Raw genomic sequence first — 14,941 nt, 5'->3', positions numbered from 1 at the left:
CGACGGCACGGCGAATCTTCAGATACTTTTTTGACACCGGGTGCCGAAAAATCATCATGTCAGCGGGACGGGAACCGCGGCATGAAAATGCTGCCATGCAGCATGGCCGCGCCAGGGGCGCCTTGCCCGGTGGGAAATGGCTGCAACCCAGGGCTGCAGCCACTCCAAAACGCCGGGGCGGCGGTCATACTTTTCAGGCGCGTTTCAGTCCGGCATGCGGATCTGGATCTTGACGTCGGTGTCGCGCGCCTCGACCGCACGGTCGAAGGCGGCGATGCTGTCCGCGAACGGGATCGTGGCCGAGATCAGCGGCGACAGGTCGACCTTGCCCGCCGCGATCAGCGATATCGCGCGGTCATAGACGTTGGCATAGCGGAACACCGTCTCGATGCGCAGCTCCTTGGCCTGCAGGCCGACGATGTCGACCGGCACCGGATCGACCGGCATGCCGACCAGCACGACCGTGCCGCCGGGACGCGCCAGCGCCGGCAGGCCCAGGATCGCGGGGGCCGCCCCGGAACATTCGAAGACGACGTCCGCGCCCCATCCATCGGTGGCCTCGACGATCGCCTGGGCTGCGGGGGTGGTGCGGATGTTGACGGTCTCGATGCCCGGATAGGCGCCGATGATGTCCAGCTTGGGCTGGGCTAGGTCCGCGACCATCACCTTGGCGCAGCCCCCCGCCAGCGCCGCCAGCGCGGTCATCATGCCGATGGGCCCGGCGCCGGTGACCAGGCCGATGTCGCCCGGCTGGATGCGTGCCCGCAACGCGGCCTGCATGCCGATCGCGAAGGGCTCGACCATCGCGCCCTGCGCGAAGGAGACCTGATCGGGCAGCCGGTAGGTATAGGCCGCCGGATGCACGACCTGCGGCGTCAGGCAGCCATGCACGGGTGGGGTGGCCCAGAACCGCACCGCCGGATCGACGTTGTAGATGCCCAGCTTGGCCGCGCGCGAGGTCGCATCGGGAATGCCGGGCTCCATGCAGACCCTGTCGCCGGGCTTCAGGTGCGTGACCTGGGCGCCGACCTCGACCACGGTGCCCGATGCCTCGTGGCCCAGGACCATCGGCTGCTCGACCACGAAGGGGCCGATCTTGCCGTGCGTATAGTAATGCACGTCCGACCCGCAGATGCCGACCGTATGGACCGCGATGCGCACGTCGGTGGGCGACAGGTCCTGATCCAGCGCGATGTCGCGCAGCGCCAGCTGACCCTTGCGTTCCAGTACCAGTGATGTCGCCATGTCGTCCCCTCCGATGTTGCGATCCGGTGCCGACAGAACGCCGGGCGCGCGACGGTGTAAATCCGTCCGGTGGCCGTCGGGCCGTGAAATCTGCGGGAACGGAAAAAAACTATCACCGCAACGATAAGCGAGGATGTTAAAAAACGTGACTTATTGAGATAAATTGTTGCATTGCGCGCGTGTTTGTGACTGACTGCGCCCCAATCTGATCAGGGAGAAGCACAGATGTCCGTCCCGTCCCGCTATCGAGTATGCGTCGTCGGCCTTGGGTCCATGGGCATGGGGGCGGCGCTGTCCTGCCTGCGTGCCGGACTGGCCACCAGCGGCATAGACCTGGATGCGGGGCGCCGCGACGCCTTTGCGGCCCAGGGGGCCGAGGGCGTGGCGGATGGCGTCGCGGGCCTCGGCGGCGATTTCGACGCGGTGATCGTGCTGGTGGTGAACGGCGCGCAGGCGCGTCAGGTGATCCTGGGGCAGGGAGGCGTTGCCGACCGCATCGCACCCGGCGGCGCGATCATGGTCAGCTGCACCCAGTCGGCGGATGATGCGCGCGCCTTGGGCGCCGATCTGGCCGCGCGCGGCATCCTGATGCTGGACGCGCCGGTGTCGGGCGGGGCCGCCAAGGCCGCGCAGGGGGCGATGACCGTCATGGCCTCGGGGCCGGATGCGGCCTTCGAGGCGCTGGCCCCGGTGCTGGAGGCGGTGGCCGCCAAGACCTATCGCATCGGGCCTGATATCGGGCAGGGTGCCACGGTCAAGGTCATCCACCAGCTGCTGGCGGGCGTGCATATCGCCGTCGGTGCCGAGGCGATGGCCCTGGCCGCCCGCGCGGGCATCCCGCTGGACGCGATGTATGACGTTGTGACCAACGCCGCCGGCAATTCCTGGATGTTCGAGAACCGGATGAAGCATGTGGTCGATGGCGACTACACCCCGACCTCGGCCGTGGACATCTTCGTCAAGGATCTGGGGCTGGTGACGGAAACCGGGCGTGCCCTGGGGTTCCCGCTGCCCCTGGCCTCGACCGCCTTCGCGATGTTCCAGCAGGCCTCCAACATGGGCCATGGGCGCGAGGATGACAGCGCGGTGATCAAGACCTTCTCGGGCATCACCCTGCCGGAGGGCAAGGCATGAAGATCGGCGTCATCGCGGATGATTTCACCGGCGCGACCGACATCGCCGGGTTCCTGGTCGCCGGTGGCCTGACCACCACGCAGATGATCGGCGTGCCGGACGCGGATGCGCAGGTCGATGCCGATGCGGTGGTGATCTCGCTCAAAAGCCGGTCGAACCCGGCGGCGGAGGCCGTGGCCGACAGTCTGGCCGCGCTGGACTGGCTGCGCGCGCGAGGCTGCGCGCAGATCTATCAGAAATACTGCTCGACCTTCGATTCGACCGCGGACGGCAACATCGGCCCGGTGGCCGATGCGCTGATGGCGGCCCTGGGCACCGACATCACGGTGATTTGCCCGGCGCTGCCGGTGAACGGGCGGTCGGTCTATCTGGGCCATCTGTTCGTGGGCCAGGACCTGCTGCAGGATTCGGGGATGCGCGATCACCCGATCACGCCCATGCGCGACAGCAGCCTGATCCGGCTGATGGAGGAGCAGGCGCAGGGCCGCTGCGGGCTGGTCGATGCGGCGACCGTCGATCAGGGGCCGCAGGCCGTGCGCGACCGCATCGCGGCGCTGCGGGCGGACGGGGTCCGTTATGTGGTACTGGACGCGATCAGTGACGCGCATCTGGCGACCCTGGGGCAGGCCGTGGCGGACATGGCGCTGGTCACCGGCGGGTCGGGGCTGGGATACGGCATCGCGCGGGCGGTGTCCGGCGGGGCCGATGCGCAGGCGCAGGACGCGGGCGCGCCGCTGGCGGGGCCTGCGGTGGTGATCTCGGGGTCGTGCTCGGTGATGACGAACCGACAGGTCGCGGCCTATCGCGAACTGGCGCCGACGCTGGACGTGGATGTGAACCGCTGCCTGGCGGATGCCGACGCCTATGGCGCCGAGCTGGCCGAATGGGTGCTGGCGCAGCCGCAGGGCCGCGCGCCGATGATCACCGCGACCGCCGACCCGGCCCGCCTGCGCGAGATCCAGGGACAGCACGGCGCCGCCGCGTCCGAGGCGGTCGAACGCACCTTCGCCGCCGCCGCCGCGCGTTTGGCGCAGGGCGGCACCACCCGCTTCATCGTCGCGGGAGGAGAGACCTCGGGGTCCGTCACGCAGGCGCTGAAGGTCACGGGCTTTGCCATCGGGCCGCAGATCGCGCCCGGCGTGCCGTGGGTCCGCGCGGTGGACAAGCCGCTGTCGCTGGCGCTGAAATCCGGCAATTTCGGGGCCGAGACCTTCTTCACCGATGCGCAGGAGGTCCGCGCATGAGCGCCGCCGACCGCATGGTGATGCTGTGCCGCAGCCTGTTCGAGCGGGGCTATTCCGTGGGCGGGGCAGGCAACGTGTCGGTCCGCAATCCCGATGGCGGCTTCACCGTGACCCCCACGGGCAGCAGCCTGGGCCGCCTGTCGGCCGATGCGCTGTCGGTGATCGGTGCGGATGGCGAGCCGCTGTCGGGGCCGAAGCCGTCCAAGGAATTCGCCTTCCACCGCGCGCTCTATGACGTGCGGCCGCAGGCGGGGGCCATCGTGCATCTTCATTCGACCTATCTGACGGCGCTGTCCTGTCTGGAGGGGCTGCCGCGGGACAATGCGATCCGGCCCTTCACCCCCTATTACGTCATGCGCATCGGCCACATGCCGGTCATCCCCTATTCCCGCCCCGGATCGCCGCAGATCGGGCTGGACCTGGCCGCCGCGGCGCAGGGCAGCAGCGCGCAGGCCTTCCTGCTGGCGTCCCACGGGGTCGTGGTGCTGGGCCGCGACATCGACGATGCCGTGAACAACGCCGAGGAGCTGGAGGAGACCGCCAAGCTGCAGTTCATCCTGCGCGGCGAAAAGCTGCACTACCTGACCGAGGCCGAGATCGCCGAACTGGGCGGAGGATACTGACATGACCCGCATTGCCGCGAACCTCTCGATGCTGTTCACCGACGCGCCTTTCCTCGACCGCTTCGATCGGGCGGGTGCCGCGGGCTTCGACACGGTCGAGTTCCTGTTCCCCTATGACCACCCCATCGACGTCGTGAAGACCCGGCTGGACCGCAACGGGTTGCGCCTGTCGCTGATCAACGCGCCCGCGGGCGATTGGGCGGGGGGCGAGCGGGGCTTTGCCGCGCGTCCGGGCAAGCGCGCCGAGTTCCGGGCCAGCGTGGAGCAGGCGATCACCTATGCCACGGGCCTGGGCTGTCCGCGCATCCACGTCATGTCCGGGATCACCGCCGATGAGCCCGACCGCGCCGCCTGCGAGGCGGTCTGGACCGAGAACCTGCGCGAGGCCGCCGACATGGCCGCCGGGGCGGGCCTCTTCATCAGCATCGAGCCGTTGAACAGCCGCGACGTGCCAGGCTATTTCATCGCCCATCAGGACCCGACGCTGGCCCTGATCGAACGCCTGGATCGCCGCAACGTGCTGCTGCAGTTCGACGTCTATCACACGCAGATCATGGACGGCGACATCATCCGCCGGATCGAGCGGTTGAAGGGCGCCTATGGCCATGTCCAGATCGCGGGCGTCCCTGACCGCCACGAACCCGACACGGGCGAGCTGAATTATGCCGAAATCTTCGCGGCGTTCGAGCGGACCGGGTTCGACGGGCCGATGGGCTGCGAATACAACCCGCGCGGCCGGACCGAGGACGGTCTGGGCTGGGCCGCGCCCTATCTACGCGCGGTGTCATGATCCCGGCCGAACGCCAGCAGTTCATCCTGTCCTGCCTGGCTGAACGCGACATCGTCAGCATCGCCGATCTGGTGGACCGCCTGGGCGTGTCGCACATGACCGTGCGCCGCGACATCCAGGCACTGGAGGAGGCGGGCCGCGTGTCCTCGGTCACCGGGGGCGTGCGCCTGTCGCGGAGGTTGGCGCAGGAGCTGCCGCATCTGCAGAAGGCCGCGATGAACACCGGGGCCAAGCGCGCGGTGGGGCAGGCGGCGGCCGATCTGGTCCGCGACGGCATGGTGATCTATCTGGACGCGGGCACGACGCTCTTGGAACTGGCGCGCCAGATCGCCGGGCGGCGGGGGCTGACGGTGGTCACGAACGACTTCGTCATCTGCGCCTGGCTGTCCACGCATTCGGACTGCACGCTTTATCACAGCGGCGGACTGGTCGAACGCGCGAACCAGTCCTGCGTGGGCGGTGCGGCGTCCGAGGCGCTGGCGCGGTTCAACTATGACATCGCCTTCATCTCGACCTCGTCTTGGACAGTGGCGGGGCTGAGTTCGCCCTCCGAGGCCAAGGGCCCGGTCAAGCGCGTCGCGGTCGATCGCGCGCGGCGCGCCGTGCTGGTGTCGGATTCGACGAAATACGGCGCGGTGGCGGCGATGAACATCCTGCCCGTCTCGGTCTTCGACACGGTCGTGACCGATGCGGGCATCGACGCAGGCGCGGCAGACGCCCTGCGCGAGATGGGGGTGCAGGTGATCCTGGCCCCCGACCTGAAGGGAGAGAGCCTATGACCATCATCGTGACCGGCGGCGCCGGTTTTCTGGGCGCGCGCCTGATCGCGGCCCTGCTGAAGGACGGCGCGGACCGCATCGTGTCGCTGGACCGCGTGGCCTGCCCGGTCGATGACGCGCGGGTGGAGAGCCTGGTCGGCTCCATCGACGACGCGGATGCCGTGGCCCGCGCGCTGTCAGGGGGCGCTGGCACGGTCTATCACTTGGCGGCCGTGCTGTCGGGCCAGTCCGAGGAGGATTTCGACACCGGGTTGCACATCAACGTCGACGCCACACGCCTGCTGCTGGAGGCCTGCCGCAAACTGGACCGCGCGCCGCGCTTCGTCTTCACCAGCTCGCTGGCCGTCTTTGGCGGAGAGATGCCGCAGATCGTGCCGCCGACCATGGCCCTGATGCCCCAGTCCTCATATGGCTGCGGCAAGGCCATCGGCGAACTGCTGGTCAGCGAATACAGCCGCAAGGGTTTCGTCGACGGGCTGACCGTGCGCCTGCCCACGATCTGCGTGCGCCCCGGTGCGCCCAATTCGGCGGCCTCCAGCTTCGTGTCGGGGATCATCCGCGAACCGGTTGCGGGGCAGGCGTCGGAATGCCCGGTACCGCTGGACACGCGGCTGTGGATCAGCTCTCCGGGCGTGGCGGTCACGAACCTGGTCCGCGCGGGCCGCATCCCCGCCGCCGATCTGGGCATCAACCGCGTCATGGACATGCCGGGCATCACCGCGACCCCGGCCGAAATGCTGGACAGCCTTGAGCGGCTGGTGGGCGTCGAGGCCCGCGCCCGCGTGGCCCTGACCCGCGATGCGCGCATCGAGGCCATCGTCTGCAGCTGGCCCGGCGCCTTCGACGTGACCCGCGCGCGCGCGCTGGGCTTTGGCGCGGATACCGATTTCGACGCGATCCTGACGCAGTTCCTGGCGGATCGCTGAGCCTTTTCAACTGGAGGCGCCCCATGCCGGGCGCAGTGGAGGAGTAACCCATGGCTGAACCCGGAATGGAGTTCCAGCTGATCGCAGGACTTGGCTTTGCCATCTTTCTGCTGATCTTCCTGGTCGTGAAGACCAAGGTCCACGCGATCATCGCGCTGGTCATCGCCGCGTCCGTGTCGGGCCTGATCGGCGGCATGATGCCCGCCGAGGTGATCAATTCGATCACCACCGGTTTCGGCCGCACGCTGTCCACCATCGGCCTGGTCATCGGCTTCGGCGTGATGATGGGCCGCATCCTGGAGGTGTCGGGCGCGGCCGAGCAGATGGCCTATTCGCTGATCCGCTGGGTCGGGAAAAAGCGCGAGGACTGGGCGATGGTTCTGACGGGCTATATCGTGTCGATCCCGATCTTCTGCGACAGCGCCTTCGTGATCCTGTCGCCGCTGGTCAAGGCGCTGGCGCGCTCCTCGGGCAAGTCGGTGCTGACGCTTGGCATCGCGCTGGCGGGCGGTCTGATGCTGACCCACCATGCCGTGCCGCCGACCCCCGGCCCCCTGGGCGTCGCGGGCATCTATGGCGTCGATCTGGGGCTGATGATCCTGTGGGGCATCGTCTTCACGATCCCCGGCATGGCGGTCATCGTCTTCTATGCCCGCGCCATGGGCCCCCGGATCGAGCGGATGATCCAGACCGACACCGGCGAGGACCTCTCGGCCGCCTATCGTCAGTTCGAGGAGGCCGTGGACGACCGCCAGAAGGTCCTGCCGTCCCTGGGCCTGTCGGTGCTGCCGCTGCTGCTGCCGATCGTGCTGATCTTCCTGAACACCATCGCCACGGCGGTCGTGCGCACCTCGGGCGACCCGGCGCTGGAGACGAACCTGCTGGTGCAGGCGATGTCCTTCTTCGGCAACCCGGTGATCGCAGTGGCCATCGGCCTTCTGGTGTCGATCTATACCCTGCTGCCCGGCCGTTCGCGCGACGAGGTGCTGGGCTACATGGAGCAGGGCGTCGAAAGCGCGGGCATCATCCTGCTGGTGACCGGTGCGGGCGGGGCCCTGGGTTCGGTCCTGCGCGATTCGGGCGCGGGCGACGTGATCGGCCAGGCCGTGGCCGGTCTTGCCATCCCGGCGGTGCTGATCCCCTTCGTGATCAGCTCTCTGGTGCGCCTGATCCAGGGTTCGGGCACGGTCGCGATGATCACGGGCGCGTCGATCTCGGCGCCGATCCTGATGAACATGCCGGACGTGAACATGGTCTTTGCCGCCCAGGCCGCGGCCATCGGGTCGATGGTCTTCGGCTATTTCAACGACAGCTATTTCTGGGTCATCAACCGGATGCTGGGCGTCAAGCAGGCCAAGCACCAGATGCTGCTGTGGTCGGTGCCGACCACGCTGGCCTGGGGATCGTCGCTGGCCATGCTGTTGATCTGCAACGCGCTGTTCGGCTAGGGTCGGATCGCTGCCGCACGGTCGACCTTGATCGTGCGGCAAACACTTCCTTAATGGAACCGAAGGTCGCCCTTCGTGTTGCGCTGACGCGCCGCATGGCGGGGCAGCAGCAAAAGGGACGGCGGGACAACATGGATGCTTCGAGTGATCGGCTGGCCCGTCCGGGATGGAACTGCTGGCGGGTCGAACAATCGGGGCGGTTCGCGTTCATCGCTGATGCCGACGAATATTTCCGTGCCGTGCGCCAGGCCATGCTGCAGGCGCGCCATTCGATCCTGATGATCGGTTGGGACTTCGACGCCCGCATCCACCTGGGCGACGCCGCGGACGGCGGCCCCCCGGCCTTGGGCGATTTCGTGATGTGGCTGGCCCGCCGCCGCCCCACGCTGCACGTGCGCCTGCTGCGGTGGGACACCGGTGCCTTCAAGGCGATGTTCCGGGGCAGCACGTTGTTGACGATCCTGCGCTGGAAGATGCATCCGCGCATCACGCTGCGCCTGGACGGCAAGCACCCGCTGGCCAGTTCGCATCACCACAAGATCGTCGTCATCGACGACTGCTTGGCTTTCTGCGGCGGCATCGACATGACCGAGGGCCGGTGGGACACGCGCGAACACAAGGACGACGATCCGCGCCGCACCAGCGCCAGCGGCAAGCTGATGAAGCCTTGGCACGACGCGACCAGCGCCTTTGACGGACCCGCCGCGCGGGCGATGGGCGATCTGGCCCGCGACCGCTGGCGCATCGCCTGCGGCGAGGAGCTGTCGGCGGTCAGCGACGCGTCGGGATGCTGGCCCGACGCGATCAAGCCCACGTTCCGCGACGTGGCGCTGGCCATCGCGCGGACCCGTCCGGACATTCCCGACGTCCAGCCGGCCTACGAGGTCGAGCAGATGTATCTGGACCTGATCGCGCGGGCGAAACGGGTCATCTATGCCGAAAGTCAGTATTTCGCGTCCCGCCGCATCGCCCAGGCCATCGCCAAGCGCCTGGCCGAGGACGATCCCCCCGAGATCGTCATCATCAACCCGGTCAGCGCCCAGGGCTGGCTGGAGCCGATGGCGATGGACACCGCCCGCGCCCAGCTGGTCGAGGCGCTGCGCAAGCTGGACCATCGCGACCGGCTGCGCATCTATCACCCGGTGACGGATGCGGGTGCCGAAATCTATGTCCATGCCAAGGTGACGATCGTCGACGACACCTATCTGCGGGTCGGGTCGTCGAACTTCAACAACCGCTCGATGCGGCTGGACACGGAATGCGACGTGATGCTGGCCGCCGAACGTCCGGGCGCCGAGGCGACGCGCGCCACGATCACCGCGCTGCGCGACGACCTGCTGGCGGAACATCTGGCGATGACGCCCGATCAGGTGACGCAGGGCATCAAGGAACATGGCAGCCTGATCGCGATGATCGACGCCAATCGCGGCACGCAGGGGCAGGGCCGCACCCTGATCCCCTACGAGATCCCCGAGCTGAGCGGCTTCGAGGCCTGGCTGGCCGAGAACGAGATCCTGGACCCCGAAGGGCCCGACAAGATCTTTGAGCCTTTGGGCAAGCGCAAGGGCCTGATCCGTCGCTGGCACTGGCCCAAGCGGCTGAAATGGCGCCGGCGCAGGTCGGCCTAGTCCTGGTCGGGCCCCGTGGGCAGCCCCTTGCTGAGGCCGGACACGCTGATCCCGTTCAGCAGCCCCGCATCGATGGCCTTGCGGATCGCATGGGGGTTGTCCTCGACCCCCAGGGCGGTGCGCGCCATGCGCAGCCGATAGCGCAACGCGGTGCGCGAGATGCCAAGCGCCTCGCAGGCCTGGTCATAGGTCATGCCGCAGGCGATCGCCTCCAGCGCGTCGACCAGGATCGGGCGGAGCGAGGCGGTGCGGTCGACCATGTCATGCGCGCGTTTCAACAGGTCGGCCATGCTGGCGATCTCGGCATCCGTGAACTCGCGCTCGCCATGGGACGCCCCGATATAGGACCGCGATTCGGCCGGGCCGTAGGACAGCGCCGCGCCATAGGTCAGGCCGTGATCGCGCGCCTGGCCCATCACGTTCAGCGGATCGGGCAGCAGGCGGGTCAGGGCGCTCCACCGGATCTGGCCCTCGTTCAGGACGCACCACATGACCATCGGGTCGCCGACGCCCAGATTGCAGCGGGTATAGGTCTGGATCCATTGAGAGGGATAGGTCGACACGCGCCTGACCGGGCGCGAATAGCGGATATGCAACCCCAGGGTGAAGCCGCGGGGTGCCAGCACCGACAGGGCATCGTCGATCTGGGCAAGGGCGTGCACGGACATCCGGAAGACACCTGGAACAGCGAAGACGACACGGGGTGAACAGATTTGTTCGCCCATTTAAGAGCAGCCGGCGGGTACGGCAAGGGGGGCTTTCCTGACTGTCGTTGCAGCGGGGCAACATAGCCTTACGGGGCTATAGTCCCGTGGGGTCATTTGCCCTTATGCGATGTCTTGCGCACGTCGTGCCTGTCGGGACGGTTAGCGGGCGCTATGCCCTCATTTCAGTCATGTCAGGACGCCCCTTCGGGGGTGTCCTTTTTTTCATGTCCGACGCGGGCTTGCGCCCGGCGGGGGGATCGCTAGCCTGCGCCCGAAATCGCAAACAGGGAAGTGGTCCGATGGAACGTGTGAAACTGGGCGGCAGCGCGATCGAGGTCAGCCGGATCTGCCTGGGAACGATGACCTTCGGCAACCAGACCGCCGAGGCGGAGGCCCATGCGCAGATGGATGCCGCCCTGGAGGTCGCGATGACCTTCATGGACTGCGCCGAGATGTATCCCGTGAACCCCGTCCGCCGCGAGACGGTCGGCCTGTCCGAGGAGATCATCGGGCGCTGGCTGGCGCGGACCGGCAACCGCGACCGGGTCGAGATCGCGACCAAGATCACCGGACCCAGCCAGATGGTCCGCGACGGGGCGCCGTTCGACGGGGCGACGGTCACGGCCTGCATCGACGCCTCGCTGCGCCGGCTGCAGACGGACCGGATCGACCTCTATCAGCTGCACTGGCCGGTGCGCGGATCCTATGGGTTCCGGCAGAACTGGGCCTTCGATCCGTCGGGCCAGGACAAGGCGCAGACGCTGGCGCATATGCGCGACGTGCTGGGCGCGCTGTCGGATGCGGTCGATGCGGGCAAGATCCGCGCCGTGGGCCTGTCGAACGAATCGGCCTGGGGCCTGACGCGGTGGTGCGACGTGGCCGATGAGATTGGCGGGCCGCGGATGGCCGCGATCCAGAACGAGTATTCGCCGCTTTATCGTCTCTACGACACCGATCTGGCCGAGGTCGCGGTGAACGAGGACGTCACGCTGCTGTCCTATTCGCCGCTGGCGGCGGGCCTGCTGACCGGGAAATACGCCTCGGGCGCGATGCCCGAGGGCAGCCGCGCGGCGGTCGACAAGGCCACCGGCGGGCAGGGCAACCTGGGTGGGCGCAAGACCGACCGCGGGGTGGCCGCGGCAGAGGCCTATGGCCGCCTGGCGGCGGAGCATGGCTGGGACGTGGTGCACATGGTCATCGCCTGGCAGCTGACGCGCCCCTTCAAGGTGGTGCCGATCATCGGTGCCACGACGATGGATCAGCTGCGCCATCTGATCGCGGGTCTGGACCGGGATCTGCCCGACGAGCTGCGTCGCGGGATCGAGCGCCTGCACCGCGCCCACCCGCTGCCCTATTGATGTGAACCCGACCGTCTCTATCTTACCGACAGGACGGATGAACACGAAGGACCAGGCATGGCAGGCGATCCCTATGCAGCACTCGGCGTGTCGCGAAGCGCCAGTGCCGATGAGATCAAGAAGGCCTATCGGCGCATCGCGAAGACCGATCACCCGGACCTGAACCAGGATCCGGCCGCCGCCAAGCGGTTCGCGGCGGCGTCGGCGGCCTATGACCTGCTGAAGGATGCCGACCAGCGCCGCCGCTTTGACGCGGGCGAGATCAACGCCCAGGGCCAGGAACAGGCACCCCGCTGGCAGGGTCGCCCGGGGGCGGGCGGTAACCCGTTCGGCGACACGCCCGGCCATGGAGGCGATCCGGACCTGTCGGATGTCTTTGCCGACCTGTTCGGACAGCGCGCCTCTCCGCGGGGCGGCGGCGGTTTTGGCGGGTTCGGGGGCTTTGGTGGGTTCGGCGGCGGGCGCGCGTCCGACATGCGCGGCCAGGACCTGCGGCTGGCGCTGCAGGTGGATTTCCTGACCGCGGTCCGCGGCGGGCGCAACCGCATCACACTGCCGCAGGGCGGCACGCTGGAGGTCACCATCCCCAAGGGCGTGCGCGACGGCCAGGTGATCCGCCTGCGCGGCAAGGGCGAACCGGGCATCGGCCGCGGAGAGCCCGGCGACGCCTATCTTGAGGTTCGGGTCGCCGAGCATCCCCAGTTCACGCGCGACGGCGACGACATCCACTTGATCTTGCCGATCAGCCTGGACGAGGCGGTGCTGGGCGGCAAGGTCGCGGCGCCGACCATCGACGGGCCGGTCAACCTGACCATCCCGCGGGGCGCGACGTCGGGGCAGCGGCTGCGGCTGCGGGGGCGCGGCGTGAACGGCGGCGATCAGCATGTCGAGCTGCGCATCGCCATGCCGGCCAAGGTGGACGCCAAGTTGGCGGCGTTCTTCGAGGAATGGCGGCGCGAGAACGCCTATGACCCGCGGCGGGGCATGTCCGAGGCGTCCTGACGCGCGGGCAGCACGGCCATGACGCGGGCGCGGGCATCGGGGGTCATGCGGCCCCAGGCCGCGATCTCGGCCAGGGTGCGGTGGCAGCCGAGACACAGGTTGCGGTCCGCGTCGATGCGGCACAGCTTGATGCAGGGGCTTTCGATCATCGGCGGCTGTCCTTCTGATGCGCGGAGCGGGGTTCGGGTCGCGGGGGACGGGCCGTGCGAGGCCCGGCCCGGACGCTGCCGCTTGGCCCATGGCCGCGCTGACGCGCGGCGGTCGCGCCCTTATCCATGGATCGCGATGTGGCGCAGGCGGTCCAAGGCACCCTGCAGGATGTAGCCCGCGGCGACCTGGTCGATGACCTCGGCCCGGCGCTTGCGCGAGGTGTCGCCCTCAAGGAGGGCGCGTTCGGCGGCGACCGTGGAGAGGCGTTCGTCCCAGTAGGCGATGGGCAGGTCGGTCAGCCGGGTCATGTTGCGCGCGAAGGCGCGGGTGGCCTGGGCGCGCGGCCCTTCGGAGCCGTCCATGTTGCGCGGCAGGCCCAGGACCAGTCCGGCCAGCCCCCGGTCCGCGATCAGCGTCAGCAGCGCCTGCGCATCCTGGGTGAACTTGGTCCGGCGGATCGTGGTGATGGGGGACGCCACGCCCCGCATGCCGTCGCTGACGGCGACGCCGATGGTCTTGGTGCCCAGGTCCAGCCCGGCCAGCGCGCCGAAGCGGGGCAGGGCGGCGGCGAAATCGGTCATGTCCTCGTGGATCATCCGTCCAGCCCCGCTTCGGTCGCGGCCCGTTCGATCGGGGCCAGGGCGTCGGGGGCGCTGCCGAAACGCTGGCGGGCCTCGGTCAGGATCGCGGTCGCCTGGTCGCGCTGGTCCAGCATCGCCAGCGCCGCGATCAGCCGCGCCCATTCCTCGGGAGAGCCGCCCTGCGTCGCCAGGCGCTGCTGCAGGCGGTCGACCATGTCCTGGATCATGCGGGCACGATCCTCGGGGGACAGGTCCTCGGCCGCGGCCAGGGCGTCGGCATCGGGGCCGGGCAGGTCCGTTGCGGGGGGTGCCGGCGCGCGGTATTCGTCATCGCCCGCCAGCCAGGCCAGATCCTGGATCGCGGCGCGGATCGGGGCGATCCAGGGCGCACCCTCGGGGCCCTCGTCCAGCAGGCCGCGCCACAGCGGAAAGGCCCGATCGGGGCGGCCGTTCTGGATCAGCAGGACGCCCTGCAGATAGCGGGCCTGCGGCTGCGTGGGGTCCAAGGTCAGGGCGCGCCGCAGGACGGCCTCGGCCTCGGGGGTGACGACGCCGCCTGCGGCATCGACCATCAGCGTGGCCAGTTGCATCAGCTGGACGGCATCGGCCTGATCGCCGCGCAGGTCGACCAGCCGCTGCTGGGCCGCGCGGGCAGCGGCCAGGTTGCCGAGGCGCATCTCGTTGCTGGCCAGCAGCGCAAGACCCTGCTGGTCGTCCGGGTTGCGCCCGACGGCGTCGCGCAGCTGGTCGATCATCGCCAGGTATTCGGGATCGGCCTGCGACAGGTCGGGCGCGGGACGGGCAGGGGCCGCCGCCTCGGCCTCGGCCTGGCTGGGGCGGTCGCGATAGGCAGCGTCGGCGGCGGCAAAGCGTTCGGCCAGCGGCATGTCGGGGGCGCCCGGAACACCCTCGCGCAGATACAGCGCCACGGCACCGGCCAGCATCGCGGCCAGCGCGACCGCGGGCCACAGCGCGCGGCCGCCGCGCGCGGCAGGGGCCGACAGCGCGGCGCGACGGTCGGCGTCCAGCACCTTGCGCCCGATCTCGGCGCGCAGGCGCTGCGCGTCGTCGGGGCCGATCACGCCGCGGTCCAGGTCGCGTTCGACCTCGGCCAGCTGGTCGCGATAGACGCGCAGGTCGTAGGCCGCGGCAGGGGCGGCACCCCCGCGGCCCCGCCGCAGGGGCGACAGGATGGCAAGGGCCGTGATGGCCGTCAGGGCGGCAGCCAGGATCCAGAACATGCGTCACCTCCGGTTGGCCCCGTTCCTAGCGCGGATGGCGGCGGACCGAAAGCCCGCTGCGACAGGGCTGTCCGAATGTCGCATG

15 protein-coding genes are annotated in these 14,941 nt (G+C 69.1%); 10 read left to right on the top strand and 5 right to left on the bottom strand.

Going from position 1 to position 14,941, the window contains the following annotated elements:
• Nucleotides 1-204: 204 nt before the first annotated feature.
• On the bottom strand, nucleotides 205-1,245 hold the full coding sequence (locus GBO37_RS05235; RefSeq protein WP_252927644.1) for an NAD(P)-dependent alcohol dehydrogenase: 1,041 nt from the start codon (nucleotides 1,243-1,245) through the stop codon (nucleotides 205-207).
• A gap of 225 nt (nucleotides 1,246-1,470) precedes the next feature.
• On the opposite strand from GBO37_RS05235, the gene ltnD reads away from it, so the two are divergent.
• The 8 genes from ltnD (at nucleotide 1,471) to GBO37_RS05195 (ending at nucleotide 9,817) form a co-directional block, all read left to right on the top strand.
• A complete protein-coding gene (ltnD, locus tag GBO37_RS05230; protein WP_252927642.1) occupies nucleotides 1,471-2,379 on the top strand; it encodes an L-threonate dehydrogenase in 909 nt (302 codons plus the stop codon).
• Entirely contained in the window at nucleotides 2,376-3,623 is a 1,248-nt protein-coding gene (otnK, locus tag GBO37_RS05225) for a 3-oxo-tetronate kinase (RefSeq protein ID WP_252927640.1), read from the top strand. The genes ltnD and otnK overlap by 4 nt, the downstream gene beginning before the upstream one ends.
• Nucleotides 3,620-4,246 carry an aldolase gene (locus GBO37_RS05220; protein WP_252927638.1) on the top strand — a complete coding sequence of 209 codons (627 nt, stop codon included), beginning with the start codon at nucleotides 3,620-3,622 and terminating at the stop codon, nucleotides 4,244-4,246. The genes otnK and GBO37_RS05220 overlap by 4 nt, the downstream gene beginning before the upstream one ends.
• A gap of 1 nt (nucleotide 4,247) precedes the next feature.
• A complete protein-coding gene (otnI, locus tag GBO37_RS05215; protein WP_252927636.1) occupies nucleotides 4,248-5,036 on the top strand; it encodes a 2-oxo-tetronate isomerase in 789 nt (262 codons plus the stop codon).
• On the top strand, nucleotides 5,033-5,815 hold the full coding sequence (locus GBO37_RS05210) for a DeoR/GlpR family DNA-binding transcription regulator (protein WP_046001288.1): 783 nt from the start codon (nucleotides 5,033-5,035) through the stop codon (nucleotides 5,813-5,815). Before otnI ends, GBO37_RS05210 begins: the two co-directional genes overlap by 4 nt.
• Nucleotides 5,812-6,741 (top strand): D-erythronate dehydrogenase, encoded by a 930-nt coding sequence (denD, locus tag GBO37_RS05205; protein WP_252927635.1) that lies wholly within the window; start codon nucleotides 5,812-5,814, stop codon nucleotides 6,739-6,741. The genes GBO37_RS05210 and denD overlap by 4 nt, the downstream gene beginning before the upstream one ends.
• A gap of 50 nt (nucleotides 6,742-6,791) precedes the next feature.
• Complete coding sequence (locus tag GBO37_RS05200) at nucleotides 6,792-8,189, top strand: GntP family permease (RefSeq protein ID WP_252927633.1); 1,398 nt, start codon at nucleotides 6,792-6,794, stop codon at nucleotides 8,187-8,189.
• A 131-nt stretch (nucleotides 8,190-8,320) separates the two neighbouring features.
• On the top strand, nucleotides 8,321-9,817 hold the full coding sequence (locus GBO37_RS05195; protein ID WP_252927631.1) for a phospholipase D-like domain-containing protein: 1,497 nt from the start codon (nucleotides 8,321-8,323) through the stop codon (nucleotides 9,815-9,817).
• Here the strand turns inward: GBO37_RS05195 and GBO37_RS05190 are convergent.
• Nucleotides 9,814-10,485 (bottom strand): autoinducer binding domain-containing protein, encoded by a 672-nt coding sequence (locus GBO37_RS05190; RefSeq protein WP_045983358.1) that lies wholly within the window; start codon nucleotides 10,483-10,485, stop codon nucleotides 9,814-9,816. The two genes, GBO37_RS05195 and GBO37_RS05190, sit on opposite strands and share 4 nt — an antisense overlap.
• Nucleotides 10,486-10,823: 338 nt before the next feature.
• Between GBO37_RS05190 and GBO37_RS05185 the strand changes: the two genes are divergently transcribed.
• The gene (locus tag GBO37_RS05185; RefSeq protein WP_252927629.1) at nucleotides 10,824-11,882 is read left to right on the top strand and encodes an aldo/keto reductase; all 1,059 of its coding nucleotides are present in this window, start codon (nucleotides 10,824-10,826) and stop codon (nucleotides 11,880-11,882) included.
• 57 nt (nucleotides 11,883-11,939) lie between these two features.
• Complete coding sequence (locus GBO37_RS05180; RefSeq protein ID WP_252927627.1) at nucleotides 11,940-12,884, top strand: DnaJ C-terminal domain-containing protein; 945 nt, start codon at nucleotides 11,940-11,942, stop codon at nucleotides 12,882-12,884.
• Here the strand turns inward: GBO37_RS05180 and GBO37_RS05175 are convergent.
• The 3 genes from GBO37_RS05175 to ccmI all read right to left on the bottom strand — a co-directional run bounded on the left by GBO37_RS05175 (nucleotide 12,848) and on the right by ccmI (nucleotide 14,856).
• Entirely contained in the window at nucleotides 12,848-13,033 is a 186-nt protein-coding gene (locus GBO37_RS05175) for a DUF1289 domain-containing protein (protein WP_045983361.1), read from the bottom strand. The genes GBO37_RS05180 and GBO37_RS05175 overlap by 37 nt on opposite strands.
• A 120-nt stretch (nucleotides 13,034-13,153) precedes the next feature.
• On the bottom strand, nucleotides 13,154-13,630 hold the full coding sequence (gene ruvX, locus GBO37_RS05170; RefSeq protein ID WP_252927625.1) for a Holliday junction resolvase RuvX: 477 nt from the start codon (nucleotides 13,628-13,630) through the stop codon (nucleotides 13,154-13,156).
• Nucleotides 13,627-14,856, bottom strand: coding sequence for a c-type cytochrome biogenesis protein CcmI (gene ccmI, locus GBO37_RS05165; protein ID WP_252927623.1), 1,230 nt, complete (start codon nucleotides 14,854-14,856; stop codon nucleotides 13,627-13,629). Before ccmI ends, ruvX begins: the two co-directional genes overlap by 4 nt.
• Nucleotides 14,857-14,941: the final 85 nt, after the last annotated feature.

This window comes from Paracoccus sp. 08, assembly GCF_024105395.1.
Lineage (GTDB): Bacteria > Pseudomonadota > Alphaproteobacteria > Rhodobacterales > Rhodobacteraceae > Paracoccus > Paracoccus marcusii.
The sequence above is the reverse complement of the archived record's forward strand: the minus strand, read 5'-3'. Positions and strand labels throughout refer to the sequence as shown.

What these genes read in the sequence shown, in the direction of transcription:
- denD (WP_252927635.1), top strand. Translation starts at nt 5,812, where the DNA reads ATGACCATCATCGTGACCGGCGGCGCCGGTTTTCTGGGCGCGCGCCTG.
- GBO37_RS05195 (WP_252927631.1), top strand. Translation starts at nt 8,321, where the DNA reads ATGGATGCTTCGAGTGATCGGCTGGCCCGTCCGGGATGGAACTGCTGG.
- GBO37_RS05175 (WP_045983361.1), bottom strand. Translation starts at nt 13,033, where the DNA reads ATGATCGAAAGCCCCTGCATCAAGCTGTGCCGCATCGACGCGGACCGC.
- otnI (WP_252927636.1), top strand. Translation starts at nt 4,248, where the DNA reads ATGACCCGCATTGCCGCGAACCTCTCGATGCTGTTCACCGACGCGCCT.
- GBO37_RS05185 (WP_252927629.1), top strand. Translation starts at nt 10,824, where the DNA reads ATGGAACGTGTGAAACTGGGCGGCAGCGCGATCGAGGTCAGCCGGATC.
- GBO37_RS05235 (WP_252927644.1), bottom strand. Translation starts at nt 1,245, where the DNA reads ATGGCGACATCACTGGTACTGGAACGCAAGGGTCAGCTGGCGCTGCGC.
- GBO37_RS05200 (WP_252927633.1), top strand. Translation starts at nt 6,792, where the DNA reads ATGGCTGAACCCGGAATGGAGTTCCAGCTGATCGCAGGACTTGGCTTT.
- ruvX (WP_252927625.1), bottom strand. Translation starts at nt 13,630, where the DNA reads ATGATCCACGAGGACATGACCGATTTCGCCGCCGCCCTGCCCCGCTTC.
- GBO37_RS05220 (WP_252927638.1), top strand. Translation starts at nt 3,620, where the DNA reads ATGAGCGCCGCCGACCGCATGGTGATGCTGTGCCGCAGCCTGTTCGAG.
- otnK (WP_252927640.1), top strand. Translation starts at nt 2,376, where the DNA reads ATGAAGATCGGCGTCATCGCGGATGATTTCACCGGCGCGACCGACATC.
- GBO37_RS05180 (WP_252927627.1), top strand. Translation starts at nt 11,940, where the DNA reads ATGGCAGGCGATCCCTATGCAGCACTCGGCGTGTCGCGAAGCGCCAGT.
- GBO37_RS05210 (WP_046001288.1), top strand. Translation starts at nt 5,033, where the DNA reads ATGATCCCGGCCGAACGCCAGCAGTTCATCCTGTCCTGCCTGGCTGAA.
- ccmI (WP_252927623.1), bottom strand. Translation starts at nt 14,856, where the DNA reads ATGTTCTGGATCCTGGCTGCCGCCCTGACGGCCATCACGGCCCTTGCC.
- GBO37_RS05190 (WP_045983358.1), bottom strand. Translation starts at nt 10,485, where the DNA reads ATGTCCGTGCACGCCCTTGCCCAGATCGACGATGCCCTGTCGGTGCTG.
- ltnD (WP_252927642.1), top strand. Translation starts at nt 1,471, where the DNA reads ATGTCCGTCCCGTCCCGCTATCGAGTATGCGTCGTCGGCCTTGGGTCC.